This window comes from Desulfatitalea alkaliphila, assembly GCF_022968795.1.
GTDB classification, from domain to species: Bacteria; Desulfobacterota; Desulfobacteria; order Desulfobacterales; family Desulfosarcinaceae; genus Desulfatitalea; species Desulfatitalea alkaliphila.
Genome location: NZ_JALJRB010000008.1, coordinates 155,516 through 169,203, shown reverse-complemented (window position 1 = coordinate 169,203; position 13,688 = coordinate 155,516). Strand labels below are relative to the sequence as shown.

Sequence of the window (13,688 nt, the reverse complement as noted above, 5' to 3'; positions counted from 1 at the left end):
GTCATAAACTATTCGAGTATCCTGCACGTTTTATCGTAATTTTCGATGCAGGTCGGCCGGTCTTTGTCCACGAATTCGCCCAGGACCACCTGCCGGGTGAAATCCACCTCCAGATCGTCCATCCGGGGGTCGTTGCGAATGATGGTCCGTTCCTGGTACATCTTCAGCGTTTGCAAGGATTTCTCCTTGTTGCGCCGACCGTAATTGACCGGGCAGGGGCCCAACACCTCGATGAAGGAAAAGCCGCTTTTGCGAATGGCCTTCTGAATGCATTCCGTCAGTTCACGGGTGTGCAAGATGGTCCAGCGGGCCACGTAGGTGGCGCCCGACGCCCAGGCCAGCAAGGGCAGATTGAAGGGCGCTTCGGGGTTGCCCATGGGGGTGGTGGTGGTGCGGGCATGGAAGGGTGTGGTGGCCGCCACTTGGCCGCCGGTCATGCCGTAGTTCAGGTTGTTGAGACAGATGACGGTCAGGTCCATGTTGCGCCGTGCGGCGTGAATGAAGTGATTGCCGCCGATGGCGAACAGATCGCCGTCGCCGCTGAACACCACCACGTTGAGGGCCGGATTGCCCAGCTTCAAACCGGTGGCGAAGGGGATCGCCCGGCCGTGGGTCGTGTGAAAAGAGTCCAGGTTCACGTAGCCGGCGGCACGGCCGGAACAGCCGATGCCCGAAACCATGCAGGTCTTTTGCAGGTCCAGGCCGCTGGTCGCCATGGCGGTCAAGGCGGCCGCGAAGGCGGTGCCGATACCGCATCCCGGGCACCAGATGTGAGGGATGCGATCGGAGCGGATCAGCGCCTCGAGGGGATGGTCCGGGGTTTTGGGCATCGTTTTACGGGCCGTGGCAGGCATTACAACACCTCCTTGAGGGTGGCGATCACTTGGTCGGGCGAAATGATGGTGCCGCCGGCGTGGCCCACCAGGTGGCAGGCGGTTCGACCGGCCGCGGCGCGCATCACCTCCAGATGGATCTGGCCTAGGTTGATTTCCACCGTCACCAGGGCCTTGACCCGCTCGGCCAGGGCCGCGATCCGCTCTTGGGGAAAGGGCCATACGGTGATCAGGCGCAGAAAACCGACCTTCATGCCCGCGGCCCGGGCTTGATGCATGGCCGCCAGGCTGGTGCGGGCCGAAATTCCGTAGGAGACCAGCACCACCTCGGCGTCCTCCAGGCCGTGGGCTTCGGTCATCACGATATCGTCCAGGTTGTCGTCGATCTTATGACACAACCGGTCCATCATCTGCTGCTGAGCCTCCACGCTCATGACCGGATAGCCCTTCTCGTCATGGGTCAGGCCGGTCACATGCACGTTGTAGCCTTCACCGGCCGCCGGCATGGGGGCCACGCCGTTTTTGCCGGGTTTGTAGAGCAGAAAGCGGTCTTTGCGGCCTTTGGGTTTGGGACGCCATTCGCAGACAATCTGGTCGGCGGGCGGGATGACCACCTTTTCACTCATGTGGCCGACGATCTCGTCGGTCATGACAAAAACAGGGGTCCGGTAGCGTTCGCTGAGGTTGAAGGCGGTGATCGTCTGGTAGAAAATCTCCTGGGCCGACATGGGTGCCAGGGCGATGATGCGGTAATCGCCGTGGGAACCCCAGCGGGCCTGCATCATGTCGGCCTGGGCGCCCATGGTGGGCAGACCGGTGGAGGGGCCCACCCGCTGCACATTGACCACCACGCAGGGGGTTTCGGTGCACACCCCCAGCCCGACGTTTTCCATCATCAGGCTGAACCCGGGGCCCGACGTGGCGGTCATGCTCTTTTGGCCCGACCAGGCCCCACCAAGCACCGAGGCGATGGCGGCGATCTCGTCCTCCATCTGGATGAAGGTGCCACCCACCTCGGGCAAGCGCTTGGACATGTGTTCCGCGATTTCGGTGGCCGGCGTGATGGGATACCCCCCGAAAAATCGGCACCCCGCCGCCAATGCACCTTCGGCACAGGCTTCATCGCCTGTCATGTAGTGTTCTCCGGTCAGAACGGCTGGTTTCATTGCTGTCTCACGATGCTGAAAGGTGTTGGTATTGAACCCTCGTGCCAAATAACGAGCGGCGTTCCAAGCGTTTTCATACGCCGCGAACATGGCCGGCCGTGCCTCGACGGCCGCTCATGCCGTCGGTGCCGGCGGGGGCGCCGCCACCGAAAAAATGGCGAACTCCGGGCATATGATTTCGCAATAGTGGCAGTTGACACAACCTTCGGGTCGCAGCACTTCAGGTGGATGGTAGCCTTTGGCGTTGAAACGTTCGGCAAAGGCCAGGATGCTCCGGGGGCAGAACTCGATACAGTAGCCGCACCCTTTGCAACGATCTTCGATGATGTGGACTTCGCCGTGGGCAATCTCGATGGTATTGGTGTCCAACGGCACGCGCCAGAACTCCATCTGTCACTCCCTGCAAGTCGGATGGGTTGGATGCCGGCGGTGAAGGGGAAGCCTCGGTCGGCCGGCACAATGGGCGCACTTGTACCTGATTGCGGCTTATGAATCAAGGCAAAATTGGAAGCTTATAATAGCAGTTGGGGAAACCCCCGTGTTTTCGAGGGGGGTTTCCCCAACTTGTGTCCATGTGGAAACGGCAAGTTGCGGTCCGTCTCTTCGTTCTAATCCAACTAACCCAGCAGCAGCAGACTGGCGGCCATGATCACCATGCCGGCGATGAGGCCGTAAATGGAGGTGTGGTGTTCCCCGTAGCGCTGGGCCGCCGGCAGCAGTTCGTCCAGGGAAATGAACACCATGATGCCGGCCACGGCCGCGAAGAGAATACCGAAGATGTCGTCGCTGAAGAAATATTGCAGCAGCAGAATCCCGGCCAGCGCGCCCAGGGGTTCGGCCAGGCCCGACAGAAACGAGTGGGTGAAGGCCTTGGCGCGACTGTTGGTGGCATAGTAGATGGGCACCGAAATGGCGATCCCTTCCGGGATGTTGTGGATGGCGATGGCGATGGCGATGGCGATGCCCAGTTGGGGGTCGGCCATGGCCGCCACAAAGGTGGCCAGACCTTCCGGGAAATTGTGAATGGCGATGGCCCCCGCGGAAAAGAGCCCCATGCGCATCAAGGCACCTTTGGGCGGGTGCTTGGCGTCCATGTCCTCGACCCGTCGCATTTCGTGGGGGTTTTGATATTCGGGCACCAACTTGTCGATCAGGGCGATGAAGAAGAGGCCGCCGAAAAAGGCCAGCACGGCAATCAGATCCCCGGTCTGTTCGCCATGCTGTTTGGCCAGGGAGATCCGGGCTTTGTCGAAGATTTCGACGAAGGAGACATAAAGCATGACGCCGGCGGAAAACCCCAGGGAGGCGGACAGGAATCGGGTGTTGGTGGTTTTGGCGAAAAAGGCGATGGCGCCGCCGATGCCTGTGGCAAGGCCCGCGAAAAGGGTCAAGCCGAATGCGAACAGCATGTTGTCCATCTGCATCATGGGCTCCCGTCTTCAGTGTGCGATTTTATCCTTCCGGTTGCAGAAAGTCCAGAACATCGGCATTGAAACGGTCGCTCGCCTCGATGGGGACCAGGTGACCGACCCCGGTGTACGTCTCGAAGCGGGCGTCCTTGATATGAGTAGCCAGAAAGCGGCCGTTTTCATAGTCGACCAGCGGATCGATGTCGCCGTGGATCACCAGGGTCGGGGCCGTGATGCGATCCAGGTCTTTGTCCGCCCCTGCTTGACTGGTGTAATTGTGAACGGCTCCCAATTGATGGAAATAGGTTTCCATGGTGGGGGGCTTTTCTTCGGCATCGCGAATCAGAAAGTCCATGTCCTCGGGGTGGGCCGCCATGTATCCCGGTGCGGCGATGGCACCGTAGACCGCCCGGGTGCGGGCGGCAATGTCGGGAAAATCGGGTTGGACCAACAGGTCGAGCATTTCGGGCGGTGGCGGCACGTGGGCGGCGCCACCGGCCGAGGTGGCGCAAAGGACCAACTTGTCCACCAGTTCCGGGTGACGCAGGGCGAGGGTGACGGAAATGAAGCCCCCCATGGAAACGCCCACGATGTGCGTCGGGCCCAGGCCGAGGGCGCGGATCAAAGCGGCGGCATCGTCGGCCATGTCCGCGACGGTGAATGGTTCGGCCACCGGTGGGCTGTCGCCGATGCCGCGGTTGTCCAGGGTGATGACCTGGTGGCGGGCGGATAAGGCGGGGATTTGCTTCCACCAGAAAGAGCGGTTCGAGCCGAGACCGGCGATGAGCAGCAACGGATGCCCGGATCCGGTCGACGCGTAATACACGGCATGGTCGTCGATGGTGTGCAGTGGCATATGGTCTCCTGTGCGCAAGGTTGTCATGCAATGGGTCTGGATAGCTCCCTTTAACACCTTTGAAAACCGGAGACAACAGGGCGTTACGCCGCGTTCAGCATTCCCGAACCCGGTTTTAAGGGATTGCATTTGTCGCTGTGTCGGTCTATTTTTGAAGGCAACAACCGGATCGGCTGTTGCGCTGCGCCGAGGCGATCCGCCGGGCGGGCGATCTACAGGGCCAAGGGGGATGGAGGTGTCCATGGCACAGGTTTATGGTTCCAACGAACTTTTCGAGGATGTGCACCAAAGGGAGTTGTGCATCGGATGCGGGGCATGTGTGGATTTGTGCCCCTACTTTAAAAACTACCGGGGCAAGACTTCCCGGCTGTTTGCTTGCACCTTGACCCAAGGCCGTTGTTACGCCTACTGCCCCAAGGCGGAGGTGGATTTGAACGATCTGTTTCAAGATCGCTTCCAATGTGATTACGAGGCGTTGCCCATGGGCGTGCATCGTTCGGTGGTGGCGGCCCGGGCCGGCCGACGCATGACCGAAGGCCCTTTCCAGGGGGGCGGCACCGTTTCGGCCCTGATGGCATTCGCGCTGGAGAGCGGCCTTGTGGATGTGGCGGCCCTGACCGATCGCGAAGGACTTGTGCCGCACGCCTGTCTGGTCACCGATGCCCGTGAAGTGGCGCGCCATGGTGGCGCCAAATTCATGGCCGCACCCACCCTGGCCGGTGTCAACCAGGCGGTGCGCCAAGGGTACCGGCGCATCGGCGTGGTGGGCACCCCCTGCCAGATGATGGCGCTGGCCCAGATGCGCCGCAATCCATTGGGCAAGCCGGAGCACAACGTGCCGGTGGGTCTGGCCATCGGTCTGTTTTGCAATTGGGCCCTGGACACCCGTCAACTGATCGATCTGCTGGCCGCCCGCTTGAATGTGAACACCATCCGCGCCATGGACATTCCGCCGCCGCCGGCCAACGTGATGGTCCTGGAAACGGACCAGGGCACGGAAACCATCTCCCTTTCCGAAATCAAACCCTTGATTCCCCATACCTGCTTCATCTGTCTGGATATGACGGCCGAGCTGGCCGATGTGTCGGTGGGCATGTATGAAGCCCGCTCCCGTTGGAACACACTGATCGTGCGCACCGAAGCGGGCGACGCCTTGGTGGCCGATGCGGTAGGCGCCGGCTATCTGGAAACTGCGGCGATGCCGGCCGAGGATGTGGACCATCTGTCGCGTGCATCGGCCGCCAAGAAGGCGCGTTCCATGCGCATGCTGCTGCAGCGGCAGCTGCTGAACAGCGCCGAAGGACAGCGGGCCGCCCTGCGCCTGCCGGAGGCCGTGGTCGATCGGATCCTGCCATCCAAACCGACGCGTTGATGAATTCAGTTCAGTAAAATCCTTTACCTCGGGTCCATAAAAGGGTATTTTGCCCCAGTCGGTTCGTCGGGACACCCCGCCTATCTCCTTGCACCGTTGGCCGCGTGCCGGCGGTGCGGCGGCGATGAAGGAGTCGGCACGAGGGTGGCCTGCTGCTCAATTTTTGTGAAAGCATCGCCTATTCATCATTTCAATTCAATCAAAGGAGCACTGTCATGAAAAGGAATCTTGTTTTCTATTTGGTCATTGCGCTGCTGTTGAGCTTTTCCGTATTGCCGGTGCACGCCAAAACCAGTTGGATCGCCAATTCGGTCTGGCCGCCCAACAATTTGCAGACCATCGCCCTGGAGAAGTTCGCGGCCAAGGTCAAGGAGGCGACCGGCGGTGAATTGGAGATCAACGTCAGCAGCGGCGGCGCCCTGGGATACAAGGGGCCCGAGTTGTTGAAGGTGGTGCGGGACGGCCTGGTGCCCGTATCCGATATGTTGATCAGCGGCGTGGCCGGTGATGCGCCCATCTTCCAGGTGGTGACGGTACCCTTCCTTTGCCGCGATTTCGAGGAATTGAAGATGCTGATCGACATCGCGCGGCCCTACTTCGATGAGCAAGCCGCTAAATGGAATCAGAAGATCCTCTATATTTCTCCCTGGCCGGGTGCCGGTTTGTGGACCACCAAGAAGGTGACCAGCGTGGAGGATATGCAGGGGCTCAAAACACGCACCTACGACAAGAACGGCGCCCTGGTGGTGGAAGCCACCGGCGGCACTCCCTACGCGCTGCCGTTCAGCGAAGTATACTCCTCCCTGGCCACGGGTTTGATCGATTCGGTCATCACCTCCACCCCCACCGCCGTGGACGCAAAGTTCTGGGAAGTGCTCAAATACTATCAGCCGCTGAACATCACCATTGCGACCAACATGGTCAATGTGAACCTGCGCGCTTTCAATCGTCTGGATGCCGCGACACAGGAAAAGGTCCTCAAGGCCGCCGCTGAACTGGAGCAGGAGCTTTGGGACAACATCGCCGTGCTGGACAAGGAGAAGGAAAGCATTTCCAATAAGAACGGGATCGAAACCGTCAAGGTTTCCGGTGAGTTGATGGATGCCCTCACCGAGGTGACCATGGGCATTCGTAACGACTACCTGGAGGGTGCCCCGCAAGAGGCCAAGGCCATCGTCGCCGAATTCCTGGAGAAGGTCGGACGCTAACACCTGGATCGGTTTGCCGGCCTTATTGGAAACGCTGGAGCGGCCCGCCGCCTCCCCCCACAGGAGAGGGGCGGGCCTTGCATTCAAAGTGCCACCCGCGTTGCCACAATCCGCTGCACTGCGGCCGCCGGATGACGGCGCCTCTGCAGCAACGGTTGTCAATGCAACTGAACCACGGTCCCGGACGGGTCGTGCGCGGAGCGAATCATGCGTCGTTTGTTAAAATGGATCATCAATGCCATCGATTGGATATCGGGCGTCGGCGGCTTCTTGACCGGCGTGATGATGTGCCTGGGGGTCGGGTTGATCATGGGCGAAATTGTTTTCAGGACATTTTTCAACCAAACCCTCTATGTGGCCGAAGAGTACGCCGGCTACCTGATGGCCATGCTCACCTTCTGTGCCCTGGCCTACACCCTGCGGGAACGGGGGCACATCCGGATGACCTTTCTGCACAAGGTGGTGGTGGGGCGCGGACGGGCCTATCTGGATCTGGCCTGTCTGACGATCGGTTTCTGCTTCTGTTTGGTCCTGATTTACTTCACGTTTATTTTCTTTTGGGATTCGGTGGTCACCGGGTCCCGTTCCATGCAGATATCAAAGACCTATCTGGCCATCCCGCAAGCCTTTCTGCCATTTGGCGCACTGCTTTTTGCACTGCAGTTTTTCAGTGAGATGCTGAAGAGTTTTCTGGTGATCAAGGGTGATACGGAGGGTATCCGGATCGTGGCCGAAGCCACCGATCAAGGGCGGTGATGCCGCCGCCAATGCAACGATAGGAGTTTTCTTGTGGATTTGACGACCGTTTCCATTACCCTTTTCATTTTGTTGGTCATTTTTCTCGGCGGCAGCGTTTGGATCGGCATCTCCCTCTTCTTGATCGGCTTCGGCGGTTTGATCTTCTTTACCGAAGTGCCCTTCGGCCTCGTGCTGAGCAACGTCGTCTGGAACAACACCAACGGATCGGCAATGCTGGCCCTGCCCATGTTCATCTGGATGGGCGAGATTCTTTTCCGCAGCCGCATCTCGCAAAACCTGTTCAACGGGTTGGCCCCCTGGATGGACGCCATTCCCGGACGGTTGCTGCATGTCAACATCATCGCCTGCACTTTCTTCGCCGCGGTCAGTGGCTCTTCGGCGGCCACGACGGCCACGGTGGGCAAGATAACGGTGCCCGAGCTGCAAGGGCGGGGATACCACCCCCGGCTCTCCTTCGGCTCCCTGGCCGGGGCCGGCACCCTTGGGTTTCTCATACCGCCCAGCATGATGATGCTGGTGTACGGCATCATCGGCGATGTGAGCATCGGCAAGCTTTTCATCGCCGGGATCGTGCCCGGTGCCCTGATCGCCCTTCTGTTCAGCGGCTACATTCTGGTACGCAGCCTCATCAATCCCAGTCTGGCCCCGGCCGGGGCCGATCGCTACACCTGGAAAAGACGGTTGATCGGGCTCAAGGAAATCGCCCCGGTGGCCGTTCTGATCCTGGTGGTGCTCGGCAGCCTTTACCGCGGCTGGGCCACCCCCACTGAAGCGGGGGTCGTGGGCGTGGTGGGTGCTTTCTTCTTTGCTTTGTTGACCCGCAGCCTCAATTGGCAGGTGTTCCTGGACAGTCTCCAGGGGGCGATCAAAACCAGCTGCATGATCATGCTGATCGTGATGGGTGCCGGGTACCTTTCCGTTGCGGTCGGCTATTTGGGCATCACCCGCGAGTTGACCCTGCTGGTGAGTGAGATGGGGTTGTCGCCTTATATGTTGATTCTCATACTGACGGTTCTTTATCTGATCCTGGGTTGTTTGTTGGACGGCTTCTCCATGATCGTCATGACCACCCCCATCGTGCTGCCCATGGTGCAGGTGGTGGGCTTCGATCCGATTTGGTTCGGCATCTATCTCGTGTTGATGATCGAGTTGGCCCAGATCACGCCGCCGGTGGGCTTCAACCTGTTCGTGATCAGCGGACTGACCAACGAGGACATCATGACCATCGCCAGGGCGGCCCTGCCGTTCTTTCTGCTGCTCTGCGCCGCCACGGTCATCGTTACCCTTTTCCCGCAGGTGGTGCTCTATCTGCCCGATCTGATGAGGTGACATGCAAAAACTTGTGGATATCAACTGTGATATGGGGGAGAGCTTCGGTGCTTATACCATCGGCATGGACGAGGCAGTGCTGGGCCACATCAGTTCGGCCAATATCGCCTGCGGTTTCCATGCCGGTGATCCCATGGTCCTGGATCGGACCGTGGCCATGGCTGCCGCCAAAGGGGTCGGTGTCGGCGCCCATCCCGGATACCCGGATTTGATGGGGTTCGGCCGGCGCAACATGCATTGCAGCAACGCCGAGGTGCGCAACTACTTGATTTACCAGGTCGGCGCCGTGCAGGCCTTTTGCCGTGTTCACGGCGTTGCCCTGCAGCACGTCAAGCCCCACGGCGGGCTGTACAACATGGCGGTGGAGGATGAGGCTCTGGCGCGCACCATCGCCGAAGCGGTGGCCGCCGTGGACAGGGGGCTTTTGCTGGTGGCCCTGGCCGGTGCAAACGCCGCGCGGGTGCGCGCCATGGCGGCGGAAGTCGGCCTGCAGGTCTGCTTCGAAGCCTTTCCCGACCGGGCCTACACCGCCCGCGGCACGCTGGTGTCTCGTCGCAAGCCGGGGGCGGTGATCGAGGATCCCCAAACCGTGGCCCAAAGGGCCCTGATGATGGCTGCCGAAGGCAAAGTGGTTGCAGAAGACGGCTCGGTGCTGGAACTGACGGTGGACACCCTCTGCGTGCATGGCGACAATCCCGCCGCCGTGAATCTGACCGGCACCATCCGACAAACATTGCTGGATGCCGGCGTGGGCGTGGCCCCCATGGCCGAGATCGTGCGACTGCGTGATGCTTGAGGGTATTTCTTTCGCGAGCCCTTAACGCCCGGGCGATGTTTCGCGCGTTGCCAGATAGACGGAGGCAGTGACCCAAAGGCAAACGGCGCACAGGAGAAACATTTCGTTGAAGGCCGTGGCGCTCAATGCGGTTTGAGGATGGCGCAAGGCCAGCAGGTAGCCCAACCCCTGCATGAAGAAGGCCACCCCGGTCATGGTGAAGAAGTTGATGCCGGTCATGGCCGCGCCGGCATTTTCCGGGGGCATGCGTTCCTTGATGTGGGCGTACATGATATTGCCCGCGCTGCTGCAAAAACCGAAGGCGAAGAAGAGCACGCCGAAAACGGGTAGGGCGGTTTCGGGTGTGAGCCGGGTGAGCAATAGAAGCAGCAGGCCCATGCTGAAAAGGCCCGCGATGACGATGGCTTTGCGTTTTTTCAGGACCGCATCGGAGAGCCAACCCCACAAGGGACTTCCCGCCAACAAACCAATACTCAATAAAACCAGTAGATTGCCGGCCTGTACCGGTGCGATTCCCATTGCCTGGATCAGGAAAGGACCGGCCCACAGTGCCTGTACGGCGGCGAAGATGCCGTAACGGCAAAAGGTACCCAGGGAGATGATCCAATAGTCCTTGCGGCCGAACAGACGGCCCATGTCGTGGAAGATGGCGCGGGACGGACCGGCGGCCGCCTTCGTTCGGGCCGTGGTGGGTGACGTTGCCGGTCCGTCGCGGGCGATGAGATAAAAGAGCAGCGTCAGCAAAAGATTGAATCCTGCGATGACCAGGAACGCCCGGCGCCAGCCCAGTGCCTGTGTCAGCAGCACCAGGGGGGTGGCCGCCACCAGATTGCCCAAGGTGCCCAGGGAAAAGACGATGGCGGACAGGGTGGCGAAACGCAGGGGCGTGAACCAGAGGGTGATCAGTTTGAGCGTTCCCATCAGATTGCACGCCATGCCGATGCCCATCAGGATCCGGCCGGCGGTCAAGACATTTACCGTGTGGCCGGCGGCGAAGACCAGCGCGCCGCCGGCGGCCACCAAGGAGAGGGCGGTCATGGCGATCCGCGGGCCGATTTTATCCAGGTAGATAGTGATGGGGATTTGGGTCAGGGCGAAAGCATAGAAAAAGGCGGCGGAAATGAGGCTCAATCCGCGGGGAGTGACGGCCAGGTCCCGCATTAAGTCCGGGGTGATGACGGCGATGCTGGAGCGGTAGAACTGGGACAGAACGAACAGCAGGGTGGCCATCAGAAAAATGACCCAACGTTTGACAGCATCCGGCATCATATGCGATATCCACGACCGTTCATGGGTGCACAACTCAATTCCTCATACCAGCGGCGCTGCGCCCTGCACAACCCTTTAGCTTATTTTCATAACATTATTCACCGAAAGAAACGGAGAGAAACGCCATGCTATGGATTTTTGGTCTTTTGGTGGCCATCGTCGGTCTGGTGGTGGTGCTCTACAACCGATTGGTGGCGCTGCGCAACCGATATAAGAACGCCTTCGCCCAGATCGATGTGCAGTTGACCCGGCGCCATGATCTGATCCCCAACTTGGTGGAGGTGGCCAAGGGATACATGCAGCACGAGCGGGAAACCCTGGAGGCGGTGATCCAGGCGCGCAATGCGGCGGTGAACAACCTGCAACAGGCTGCTGCCCATCCCGACGATCCGGATGCCATCGCTCGCCTTTCCCGGGCCGAGCAGGGGCTGTCCGGCGCCTTGGGGCGGCTGTTCGCCCTGTCCGAGGCCTACCCGGATCTGAAAGCCAACCAGAACATGATGCAGCTCTCCGAGGAGTTGACCAGCACCGAAAACCGGGTGGCTTTTTCCCGGCAGGGCTTCAACGATGCGGTGATGGCCTACAACATTGTGCGTGAACAGTTTCCCGGCAACCTGATTGCCGGCCTGTTCAACTTCAAAGCGGCCGCGCTGCTGGAGATCGACGATCCGGCCAAGCGCGAGGTGCCCCGCGTCTCCTTTAAATGAACTTCTTCGAACATCAAGCGCGCGCCCGCCGCCGGACCGGGTTGTTGATTTTGCTGTTCGTCCTGGCGGTGCTGGCCATTGTGGCGGGTGTCAATTTCGCCATGGCCCTGGCCATGGGGTTGATGGACAACGGCTGGCAAGGGCTGGCCGGCCACAAGGGGGTGTTGACCCTCATCACCTTGGGTACCCTGGCCCTGGTCGGCGGCGCCACGGCCTACCGCGTGGCCCGTCTGGGCAGCGGCGGCAGTGCCGTGGCCGATGCACTCGGAGCGACACCGGTGCCCCCCGAAACCAGCGACCTGCAAACGCGCCGGTTGCGCAATGTGGTGGAGGAGACCGCGTTGGCCGCCGGCGTATCGGTTCCCGCCATTTATGTGATGGAAAAGGAGGCGGGCATCAACGCCTTTGCCGCCGGCTATGGCCCGGCGGATGCCGTGGTGGCGGTGACCCGCGGCACCCTGAACCACTTGAATCGGGAAGAGTTGCAAGGGGTGGTGGCCCACGAATTCAGCCACATCGTCAACGGCGATATGCGGCTCAATATCCGTTTGATGGGGGTGCTGTTCGGGATCCTGGTGATCGGTATCATCGGCCGTATTCTTTTAAGGGGCGGCCGCTTCGGTCGCATTCGGGGCAACAACCGCAATGCCGGCGGCATTGTGTTGTTGGGTTTGGCCCTCTATCTGCTGGGGGGTATCGGGGTCTTTTTCGGCCGTTTGATCAAAGCGTCGGTGTCCCGGCAAAGGGAGTTTCTGGCCGATGCCGCGGCGGTGCAATTCACCCGCCAGCCGACCGCAATTGCCGGAGCTTTGAAGAAGATTGCCGCCCTGGAGGGCGGGTCGCGCCTGCAGGCGCCCGACACCGAAGAGGTGAGCCACATGCTTTTTGCCGACGGCGTGCGTTCGCTGATCGGGCTTTGGGCCACCCATCCCCCGCTGGAAAAGCGTATTCGGGCTATCGAGCCCGGCTTCCAGGCGGAGGAGATCGAGACGCTGCGCAAACAGCTTGGCCGGGGCAGCGTGGCAGCCGGTCCGGAGCAGCCTGTTCCGGAGCGGCGCAAAGATCCGTTGCAGGCTGCGAAAATACCCGGCATGGGCGGGGGGGCGATTCCCCAAGCGGTGGTGATGGGCACCCTGCTGGCCGACGTGGACCAACCCGACCCGGGGCGCCAGGCCCTGGCGGCGAGGTTGCGCCGCAAACTGCCCCCTGCGTTGTATGCGGCCGCTCATGACAGCGAGGCGGTGGTGCCCCTGTTGTTGTCCCTGTTGCTGGGGGATCAATCGGATCTCCGCGGTCGTCAGCTATCCCTTTTGCAAGGACGGATCAGTGTGGCCGGCATGACCCGGGTGTCGGCTTTGGCGCCGCTGACCCGGGATCTGGATCCGCGCCATCGGTTGCCTCTGCTGGCGCTTTCGATGCCGACCCTGCGCCGCCGCACGCCGGAATCGCTCAAGGCGCTGTTGCCGCTGGTAGATGAATTGGTACAGGCGGACGGCCGGGTCACGGTGTTCGAGTATGCCCTGGGCCGATTGTTGGCCCGCCATGTGAACGATGTTCTGGCGCCCGGTCGTGCGCGGACCGCCGGCCGCACCCTGTTGAAACAGTGCGGCCCCGCGGTGGCCGATCTGTTCTCCGTCATCGCCGCCCTCGGCCACGGGGATGAAACCGCGGCCCGGCAGGCGTTTCATACCGGACTGGCCGTTCTCTACGGCGCGCGCAATGCACCGGATTACAATCCGCCCCGGAACTGGATCGCGGCCTTGGACGGCGCCCTGCAGCGCTTGGATGGTCTGTCCCTGTCCGCTAAAGAGGAGTTGATCAAGGCGTTGGTGGCCACCATGATGCACGACGGCCGAATCACCGTGGCCGAGGGCGAACTGCTGCGAACCGTCTGCGGCTTGCTGCATGTGCCCTTGCCACCGCTTGTCAGCGACGGCGCATGAACGGCCTTCAAGGATCTTCGCCGCATTTCCGTGCTTTGACT

General features: G+C 61.0%; 13 protein-coding genes. 7 read left to right on the top strand and 6 right to left on the bottom strand.

The window, feature by feature from the left end; translation table 11 throughout:
- Positions 1 to 8 precede the first annotated feature (8 nt).
- From MRX98_RS09620 to MRX98_RS09600, 5 genes are all read right to left on the bottom strand, one after another.
- The gene (locus tag MRX98_RS09620) at positions 9 to 854 is read right to left on the bottom strand and encodes a thiamine pyrophosphate-dependent enzyme (protein WP_246906409.1); all 846 of its coding nucleotides are present in this window, start codon (positions 852 to 854) and stop codon (positions 9 to 11) included.
- The gene (locus tag MRX98_RS09615) at positions 854 to 1,999 is read right to left on the bottom strand and encodes a 2-oxoacid:acceptor oxidoreductase subunit alpha (protein WP_246906407.1); all 1,146 of its coding nucleotides are present in this window, start codon (positions 1,997 to 1,999) and stop codon (positions 854 to 856) included. Before MRX98_RS09615 ends, MRX98_RS09620 begins: the two co-directional genes overlap by 1 nt.
- A gap of 114 nt (positions 2,000 to 2,113) precedes the next feature.
- Positions 2,114 to 2,389: a 4Fe-4S binding protein gene (locus MRX98_RS09610; RefSeq protein ID WP_246906405.1), complete on the bottom strand. Its 276-nt coding sequence runs from the start codon at positions 2,387 to 2,389 to the stop codon at positions 2,114 to 2,116.
- 227 nt (positions 2,390 to 2,616) lie between these two features.
- A complete protein-coding gene (gene zupT, locus MRX98_RS09605) occupies positions 2,617 to 3,426 on the bottom strand; it encodes a zinc transporter ZupT (protein WP_246906404.1) in 810 nt (269 codons plus the stop codon).
- Positions 3,427 to 3,451: 25 nt separating this feature from the next.
- Positions 3,452 to 4,264, bottom strand: a complete 813-nt coding sequence (locus MRX98_RS09600) for an alpha/beta hydrolase (RefSeq protein WP_246906403.1) — start codon at positions 4,262 to 4,264, stop codon at positions 3,452 to 3,454.
- A 241-nt stretch (positions 4,265 to 4,505) separates the two neighbouring features.
- Here MRX98_RS09600 and MRX98_RS09595 point away from each other — a divergent pair, with 241 nt between their 5' ends.
- From MRX98_RS09595 to MRX98_RS09575, 5 genes are all read left to right on the top strand, one after another.
- Positions 4,506 to 5,636 (top strand): Coenzyme F420 hydrogenase/dehydrogenase, beta subunit C-terminal domain, encoded by a 1,131-nt coding sequence (locus MRX98_RS09595; RefSeq protein ID WP_246906401.1) that lies wholly within the window; start codon positions 4,506 to 4,508, stop codon positions 5,634 to 5,636.
- 215 nt (positions 5,637 to 5,851) lie between these two features.
- Positions 5,852 to 6,844, top strand: coding sequence for a TRAP transporter substrate-binding protein (locus MRX98_RS09590; RefSeq protein ID WP_246906381.1), 993 nt, complete (start codon positions 5,852 to 5,854; stop codon positions 6,842 to 6,844).
- 207 nt (positions 6,845 to 7,051) lie between these two features.
- Positions 7,052 to 7,600 (top strand): TRAP transporter small permease subunit, encoded by a 549-nt coding sequence (locus tag MRX98_RS09585; RefSeq protein ID WP_246906379.1) that lies wholly within the window; start codon positions 7,052 to 7,054, stop codon positions 7,598 to 7,600.
- Between the two features lie 33 nt (positions 7,601 to 7,633).
- A complete protein-coding gene (locus MRX98_RS09580; protein ID WP_246906377.1) occupies positions 7,634 to 8,932 on the top strand; it encodes a TRAP transporter large permease in 1,299 nt (432 codons plus the stop codon).
- A gap of 1 nt (position 8,933) precedes the next feature.
- Entirely contained in the window at positions 8,934 to 9,728 is a 795-nt protein-coding gene (locus MRX98_RS09575) for a LamB/YcsF family protein (RefSeq protein ID WP_246906375.1), read from the top strand.
- 21 nt (positions 9,729 to 9,749) lie between these two features.
- Here the strand turns inward: MRX98_RS09575 and MRX98_RS09570 are convergent, their stop codons facing one another.
- A complete protein-coding gene (locus tag MRX98_RS09570; protein ID WP_246906373.1) occupies positions 9,750 to 10,997 on the bottom strand; it encodes an MFS transporter in 1,248 nt (415 codons plus the stop codon).
- A gap of 125 nt (positions 10,998 to 11,122) precedes the next feature.
- Between MRX98_RS09570 and MRX98_RS09565 the strand changes: the two genes are divergently transcribed.
- Together MRX98_RS09565 and MRX98_RS09560 are read left to right on the top strand one after the other, a co-directional pair.
- Positions 11,123 to 11,704, top strand: coding sequence for a LemA family protein (locus tag MRX98_RS09565; RefSeq protein ID WP_246906371.1), 582 nt, complete (start codon positions 11,123 to 11,125; stop codon positions 11,702 to 11,704).
- Complete coding sequence (locus tag MRX98_RS09560) at positions 11,701 to 13,647, top strand: M48 family metallopeptidase (RefSeq protein WP_246906369.1); 1,947 nt, start codon at positions 11,701 to 11,703, stop codon at positions 13,645 to 13,647. Before MRX98_RS09565 ends, MRX98_RS09560 begins: the two co-directional genes overlap by 4 nt.
- The last annotated feature ends 41 nt before the right edge of the window (positions 13,648 to 13,688 follow it).

What these genes read in the sequence shown, in the direction of transcription:
- MRX98_RS09620 (WP_246906409.1), bottom strand. Translation starts at nt 854, where the DNA reads ATGCCTGCCACGGCCCGTAAAACGATGCCCAAAACCCCGGACCATCCC.
- MRX98_RS09615 (WP_246906407.1), bottom strand. Translation starts at nt 1,999, where the DNA reads ATGAAACCAGCCGTTCTGACCGGAGAACACTACATGACAGGCGATGAA.
- MRX98_RS09610 (WP_246906405.1), bottom strand. Translation starts at nt 2,389, where the DNA reads ATGGAGTTCTGGCGCGTGCCGTTGGACACCAATACCATCGAGATTGCC.
- zupT (WP_246906404.1), bottom strand. Translation starts at nt 3,426, where the DNA reads ATGATGCAGATGGACAACATGCTGTTCGCATTCGGCTTGACCCTTTTC.
- MRX98_RS09600 (WP_246906403.1), bottom strand. Translation starts at nt 4,264, where the DNA reads ATGCCACTGCACACCATCGACGACCATGCCGTGTATTACGCGTCGACC.
- MRX98_RS09595 (WP_246906401.1), top strand. Translation starts at nt 4,506, where the DNA reads ATGGCACAGGTTTATGGTTCCAACGAACTTTTCGAGGATGTGCACCAA.
- MRX98_RS09590 (WP_246906381.1), top strand. Translation starts at nt 5,852, where the DNA reads ATGAAAAGGAATCTTGTTTTCTATTTGGTCATTGCGCTGCTGTTGAGC.
- MRX98_RS09585 (WP_246906379.1), top strand. Translation starts at nt 7,052, where the DNA reads ATGCGTCGTTTGTTAAAATGGATCATCAATGCCATCGATTGGATATCG.
- MRX98_RS09575 (WP_246906375.1), top strand. Translation starts at nt 8,934, where the DNA reads ATGCAAAAACTTGTGGATATCAACTGTGATATGGGGGAGAGCTTCGGT.
- MRX98_RS09570 (WP_246906373.1), bottom strand. Translation starts at nt 10,997, where the DNA reads ATGATGCCGGATGCTGTCAAACGTTGGGTCATTTTTCTGATGGCCACC.
- MRX98_RS09565 (WP_246906371.1), top strand. Translation starts at nt 11,123, where the DNA reads ATGCTATGGATTTTTGGTCTTTTGGTGGCCATCGTCGGTCTGGTGGTG.
- MRX98_RS09560 (WP_246906369.1), top strand. Translation starts at nt 11,701, where the DNA reads ATGAACTTCTTCGAACATCAAGCGCGCGCCCGCCGCCGGACCGGGTTG.